This is a genomic window from Pseudomonas sp. AGC41 (assembly GCF_057334555.1).
This window is the reverse complement of the sequence record NZ_JBHFJB010000015.1, coordinates 1-6,535: the sequence shown is the minus strand read 5'-3', so window position 1 is coordinate 6,535 and position 6,535 is coordinate 1. Positions and strand designations below refer to the sequence as shown.

General features: G+C 65.0%; 4 protein-coding genes. 3 read left to right on the top strand and 1 reads right to left on the bottom strand.

All coding sequences use genetic code 11. The features are described 5' to 3' along the window. Nucleotides 1–12 precede the first annotated feature (12 nt). Nucleotides 13–951: a LysR family transcriptional regulator gene (locus ACE04F_RS02000; protein ID WP_486104395.1), complete on the bottom strand. Its 939-nt coding sequence runs from the start codon at nt 949–951 to the stop codon at nt 13–15. A gap of 113 nt (nt 952–1,064) precedes the next feature. Between ACE04F_RS02000 and ACE04F_RS01995 the strand changes: the two genes are divergently transcribed. The 3 genes from ACE04F_RS01995 to ACE04F_RS01985 form a co-directional block, all read left to right on the top strand. Further along, complete coding sequence (locus ACE04F_RS01995; protein ID WP_486104393.1) at nt 1,065–2,246, top strand: fumarylacetoacetate hydrolase family protein; 1,182 nt, start codon at nt 1,065–1,067, stop codon at nt 2,244–2,246. Between the two features lie 46 nt (nt 2,247–2,292). After that, entirely contained in the window at nt 2,293–4,077 is a 1,785-nt protein-coding gene (locus tag ACE04F_RS01990; RefSeq protein WP_486104391.1) for an IlvD/Edd family dehydratase, read from the top strand. Nucleotides 4,078–4,267: 190 nt separating this feature from the next. Continuing rightward, nucleotides 4,268–6,535, top strand: a 2,268-nt coding sequence (locus ACE04F_RS01985; RefSeq protein WP_486104389.1) for a DUF6531 domain-containing protein, incomplete at its 3' end; no start/stop codon positions are given.

Here is a 6,535-nt window from a genome sequence, read left to right as displayed (position 1 = left end):
GCGGCAGCACTGTCAACCACTCTGGCGGGCGTTGTCCTTGAGAATCTCGGCAAACTCCAGCGCCGCGCCCACCAGCGGCTCGTCTTTTCGCGTGAGGATGCCGTAATCCTGCGGCACCAGGTGCAACGGGGTATCGAGGGTCTTGAGCTGGCCGCTTTCCAGCAGCGGGTCAACCATGGCATTGGGCAACATGCCGATCATCGGGCCGCGTTTCAGCACCTGAAGGAAAGTCTGCATGGAAATCGTATCGATGGTGTTGCGCGGCATCCGCACGCCCGCTTCGGCGAACGCCAGTTCCATGCGGGCGCGGATCGGCGTGCCGACCGGGTAGAGAATCCACGGCAGGTCCACCAGTTGCTGCAGCGATATCGGCCCGGCGTCTGCCAGCGGGTGCCGGTCGTTGACGACGATGCAGAACGGTTCCGGAGCCAAGGGCTGGAAGTCGTAGCGCTGCTGTTGGCTCTGCTCGGTAAACCGCGCCACGGCCAGGTCGAGCTTCTTTTCCTCCAGCATCTTCATCAGATGATTGCTGGTCTGCTCTACCACCTCGATGGACAACAAGGGCCAGCGCTGCTTGATCTGCAGGATCGCCTCGGGCAGGGCCACCGCCGTCGCGGCAAAGATGCCGCCGACCTTGAGATAGCCATGCCCGCCGTCCCGCAGGCTGCTGATCTGCTCGACGAACGAGCGCGCGTCATTCAAAGCGATCTGGGCGTAGCGCAGCACATGTTCGCCCAGCGCGGTGGGCGGCATGCTGCGCGGGCGCCGCTCGAACAGGGCGAAGCCGAGCAGGCTCTCGATTTCCTTGAGCATCTTGCTCACCGCCGGCTGGCTGAGGTTCATCTGTTCGGCCGCCAGGTGCATGTTGCAGGTGCGGCCCAAGGTATCGATCAGCAGCAGATGGCGGAATTTGAGCCAGCCGCAGAAGCTGGAAAAGGACAGATCGGACATGGGCAACCCTCACGATGCAATAACCGCACGTTATCAGATACTGAATATATCTCATTGGAGTTCATCACCAGCGCGCCCTAGCTTGAAAGCTTTACGAACCAGGAAGACTGCCCATGTCGCTGATGCTTACCCCCGAGAACACGCTGCCGGTCGATAGCCTGGCCGGCACCCTGATTGGTCGTGCCTGGGTCCCCGGCCGGGTCGCCGGGCCTTCGCCAGTCGTGCTGCGCAGCGACGGAGTGTTCGACCTGTCGGAGCGTTTCGCGACCTTGAGCGATTTGCTGGAAACCCCCTCGCCGGTGACAGCGGTCAGGCAAACGCCGGGCACGTTCATCGCCAGCGTCGACGCACTGCTGGCCAACACCGGCATGCATGCTGACCCGGCCAGGCCCTTCCTGTTGCCGCCGCTGGACTTGCAAGTGATCAAGGCCGCCGGCGTGACCTTCGCCGCGAGCATGATCGAGCGGGTGATCGAGGAGCAGGCTGGCGGTGACGCGGCCCGGGCCGAAGCCGTGCGCGCGACGGTGCACAGCGTCATCGGCGACAACCTGCGTTCGATCGTCCCGGGTTCCGAGCAAGCCATGCGCCTCAAGGCCTTCCTTATCGAACAGGGCATGTGGTCGCAGTATCTGGAAGTCGGCATCGGGCCGGACGCGGAAATCTTCACCAAGGCGCCGGTGCTGGCCGCCGTCGGCAGCGGCAGCCAGATCGGCATTCATCCGGCCTCGCAATGGAACAACCCGGAACCGGAAGTGGTGCTGGCGGTGAACAGCCGTGGCCAGATCCACGGCGCCACCCTGGGCAACGACGTCAACCTGCGGGACATCGAAGGCCGCAGCGCGTTGTTGCTGAGCAAGGCCAAGGACAACAATGCCTCGTGCGCCATCGGGCCGTTCATTCGGTTGTTCGATGAACACTTCAGCCTGGACGACGTGCGGGCCTGCGAGGTCGATCTGCAGGTACACGGCGAAGACGGTTACCGCCTGCACGGCTGCAGCTCCATGAGTCAGATCAGCCGCGACCCGCAGGACCTCGCAGGCCAGACACTCAACGCCAACCACCAATACCCGGATGGCTTCCTGCTGTTTCTCGGTACCCTGTTCGCCCCCACCGAGGATCGCGACCACGCCGGCAGCGGTTTCACCCACAAACTGGGCGACCGGGTCAGTATCAGCAGCCCGTTGCTCGGCAGTTTGCATAATCAGGTGACTCACAGCTGCGAGGCCGCGCCCTGGACCTTCGGCGTCGGCGCCTTGCTGCGTAATCTCGCCGCGCGGGGGCTGCTCGATCGCTGAGCCCGACAGATCGTCGATTCATCCAATTACAAGAGAGCAATGAATCATGAGTGACACGCCAAAACGCCGCCTGCGCAGCGAGCAGTGGTTCAACGACCCGGCTCACGCGGACATGACCGCCCTGTACGTCGAGCGCTACATGAACTACGGGATGACTCGCGAAGAGCTGCAATCGGGTCGGCCGATCATCGGCATCGCCCAGACCGGCAGCGACCTGACGCCCTGCAATCGTCATCACCTGGAGCTGGCACAAAGGGTCAAGGCCGGTATTCGCGACGCCGGTGGCATCCCGATGGAATTCCCGGTCCACCCGATCGCCGAACAGTCACGCCGGCCCACCGCCGCCCTGGATCGCAACCTGGCCTACCTGGGCCTGGTGGAAATTCTCCATGGCTACCCGTTGGACGGCGTGGTGCTCACCACCGGCTGCGACAAGACCACCCCGGCGTGCCTGATGGCGGCGGCAACCACCGACCTGCCGGCCATCGTGTTGTCCGGCGGGCCGATGCTCGACGGCCATCACAAGGGCGAACTGATCGGCTCCGGCACCGTGCTCTGGCACGCACGCAACCTGATGGCCGCCGGCGAAATCGACTACGAAGGCTTCATGGAAATGACCACGGCGGCATCGCCCTCCGTGGGTCACTGCAACACCATGGGCACCGCGCTGTCGATGAACGCCCTGGCCGAAGCCCTCGGCATGTCGCTGCCCGGTTGTGCGAGCATTCCGGCGCCCTATCGCGAGCGCGGGCAGATGGCCTACGCCACCGGCAAGCGCATCTGCGAACTGGTCCGCCAGGACGTGCGCCCGTCCCGGATCATGACCCGCGAGGCGTTCGAAAACGCCATCGCCGTCGCCTCGGCACTCGGCGCATCGAGCAACTGCCCGCCGCACCTGATTGCCATCGCCCGGCACATGGGCGTCGACCTGAGCCTGGACGACTGGCAGCGGATCGGCGAAGACGTGCCGCTGCTGGTCAACTGCATGCCGGCCGGCAAATACCTCGGCGAAGGCTTCCACCGCGCTGGCGGCGTGCCGGCGGTCATGCATGAATTGCAGAAGGCCGGGCGCCTGCACGAAGACTGCGCCACAGTCAGCGGCAAGACGATTGGCGAAATCGTCAGCAGCAGCCTGACCAGCAACGCCGATGTGATCTACCCGTTTGCTACCCCGCTCAAGCATCGCGCCGGATTCATCGTGCTCAGCGGCAATTTTTTCGACAGTGCGATCATGAAGATGTCGGTGGTCGGCGAGGCGTTTCGCAAGACCTACCTGTCCGAGCCCGGCGCCGAAAACAGCTTCGAAGCCCGGGCAATCGTGTTTGAAGGACCGGAGGATTACCACGCGCGGATCGACGACCCGGCGCTGGACATCGACGAGCGCTGCATCCTGGTCATTCGCGGCGTTGGCACCGTGGGTTATCCCGGCAGCGCCGAGGTGGTGAACATGGCGCCGCCCGCGGCGCTGATCAAACGCGGCATCGACTCCCTGCCCTGCCTCGGCGACGGCCGCCAGAGCGGCACATCGGCGAGCCCGTCGATCCTCAACATGTCCCCGGAAGCAGCGGTGGGCGGCGGCCTGGCGCTGCTGCAAACCAACGACCGGCTGCAAGTGGACCTGAACACCCGCACCGTCAACCTGTTGGTCGACGAGGCCGAAATGGAACGGCGCCGGCGCGAATGGACACCGAACATCCCGCCCTCGCAAACGCCCTGGCAGGAACTCTATCGGCAACTGGTCGGGCAGCTGTCCACCGGCGGCTGCCTGGAGCCGGCCACTTTGCATTTGCGGGTAATCGCCCGCAGCGGCGAGCCGCGGCATTCGCACTGACTCGAGGCGCCCGGTCGTGAGTGGCCGGGCGCTTGGGAGCACTTAAAGAAGCGTCCTACATCCCCCGTCCCCTTGTCTGACTTATTTCCCTAGCCTTCCTCGGCAAAGTCTCGCGCACCCGATTTTTCGCGAGATGCCTGCCGATGTTCGACCGATTTTTCCCGCCGCCCCCTGATCAGGCCGCTTCCTGATGGATCAGGTGCGCCGCATCGAGGCGGAACTCGACAGCTTCAAAGACAGCCTTTCCCTCTATCGCGAACAACTCGACCGCTGGTACGCCCGTGCGGCGGACCGGGCCAGCCAGGCGGCCGACTTGCCTTCGCTGATGGGCATGGAACGGGTGCTTCTTTTTGCTGGCAGCGCCACGACGGTCAGTAGCCGCGACAGCGATTTCCACTCGACTGTGGCCCGATGCCCCAAGGGTGGGGTCCTGACGATCGAGAGCAAGCTCGAATCGGTGTACGACATTCCGCTCGGCGACATCGTGGTGGATGTAGTGTCGGTGGACAGCGGCGAGGTCACCCCGGTCCAGCTGGATGCCCAGGGTGTCGGGACCTTCAAAGGCGAAGCGGGTCGCTACTACCGGGTCCACGTTCAAAGCGAAGTCACCCCCAGGCAGATCGAGGACCTGTTTTCTTCCTACGACGGCCTGACTGCTGATCTGACGGACTGGCTGCGTAGCGAATGGCGGGGTTTCAAGCCGCAGTGGGCGCAGCAATCGTCGGCGACGTCGGCGGCCGCGGTGGGCAATGGCCTGCTCGCCGGCGGTTGGGCGGCCATCGAAGGCGTGTGGGACAGCATCAGCTTGCTCTCCGACATCCTCAAGGACCCGAGCCGGTTTGGCGATCAGTTGGGCAGCGGTGCGGCGGACCTGGTCAAACTTGCCGAGTCGTCCCCGCTGGTGATGGCCAGGCTGCAATTGCTCGCCAGCGACGAAGCGGCGCTGTGCCTGCTGGTGCGCACCGCGAGTCTCTGGCTGGACATGCTGCCGCCCAGCGAAGTGGCCGGCGGCACGGCCAAAGCGTTGTCCATGGTGGTCGTACAGTTGGTGATCGACCTGCTGATCGGCGTGGTCCTGACCTTCGCCGGGGCGGGCGCGGGAATTGCCTATCTATCGCTGCGACTGGTCCGCCACGGCGCACGGCTACTGGACGCGGTGACGCGTTTCATCCGGGCGATCTTCACGCTGGTGAACGGGTTCATGACCTACGTGGACCGCTACAAAACCGTGGCGGCACGAGGCATCGCCGCTGGCGTGAAAAAAGGCCGGATGCAATTACGCTGGGACGCGCAGCGCAACACCACGCTGAAAAAAGACGAACCCCACGACGACGCCCCGACCCCATCGAAAAACCCCAACGGCGACCCCGCCGACAGCGCCGCCCAGACCCGCACCGACGGCTGCCCGGTGTCGATGGTCACCGGCGAGGAACTGCTGACCCTGGAGGACGGCACCCTCGACGGGCGCTTGCCCTTCGTCTTCACCCGCCTCTACCGCACCAGCGCCGCCGAGCTGGACATCGGCCTTGGCCGCGGCTGGAGCCATGGCCTGGCCCATCGCCTGGTGATCGAGGGCGAACAGGTGACCTGGATCGACCAGGAAAACCGCCGCACCAGCTTTCCTCGCCCCAGCCTGCAGCGTCCAGCGATCCACAACAGCCTGGCCCGCGCGGCGATTTACCTGAGCCGCGAGCCGGACGAACTGATCATCGCCCAGCCCGGCGAAGACGCGCCTTTCCTGCACTTTCGCGACGGTCATCTGACGGCGCTGAGCGATCGGTACGACAACCGCCTGACCGTCCAGCGCAACATCTACGGAGACATCAGCCGCCTGGACAACGGCGCCCGGCGCGGCCTGCGGTTGCGCTACGAGCATCGTCACCTGGTCGCCATCGACTATCAGAGCTTTCACCCCGAACAGCATCCGGACGAAGCCTGGCGCACCGAACAGACGCTGGTGACCTACCGCTACGACGGCCGTTTCCGACTGATCGAGGCGACCAACGCCGCCGGCGAAAGCGAGCGCTACGACTACGACGACCAGCACGTCATCCTCCAGCGGCAATTGGCCGGCGGCGCGAGTTTTTATTGGGAATGGCAAGGCCTCGGCCCGGCGGCGCGCTGTGTGCGGCACTGGGCGTCCTTCGCGCAGATGGACAGCCACTACAGCTGGGGCGAGGACGGCAGCGTCACGGTCCGGCATCTGGACGGCAGCCAGGAAGTGTACGTCCACGATGACCGGGCGCGGCTGGTGCGCCAGGTCGATCCCGTTGGCGGCGAACAGCTCAAGGCCTATGACCAGCAGGGTCGGTTGACCGCCGAGCAGGATCCGCTGGGCGCGGTGACCGAGTACCGCTACGACGAAGCCGGACGGCTGGTGGCGCTGATTCCCCCTGAAGGCGAGCCGACGTCCTACGAATACCGTAACGGTTTCCTGCACGCCCGGCAGCGCGGCAAA

What these genes read in the sequence shown, in the direction of transcription:
- ACE04F_RS02000 (WP_486104395.1), bottom strand. Translation starts at nt 951, where the DNA reads ATGTCCGATCTGTCCTTTTCCAGCTTCTGCGGCTGGCTCAAATTCCGC.
- ACE04F_RS01995 (WP_486104393.1), top strand. Translation starts at nt 1,065, where the DNA reads ATGTCGCTGATGCTTACCCCCGAGAACACGCTGCCGGTCGATAGCCTG.
- ACE04F_RS01990 (WP_486104391.1), top strand. Translation starts at nt 2,293, where the DNA reads ATGAGTGACACGCCAAAACGCCGCCTGCGCAGCGAGCAGTGGTTCAAC.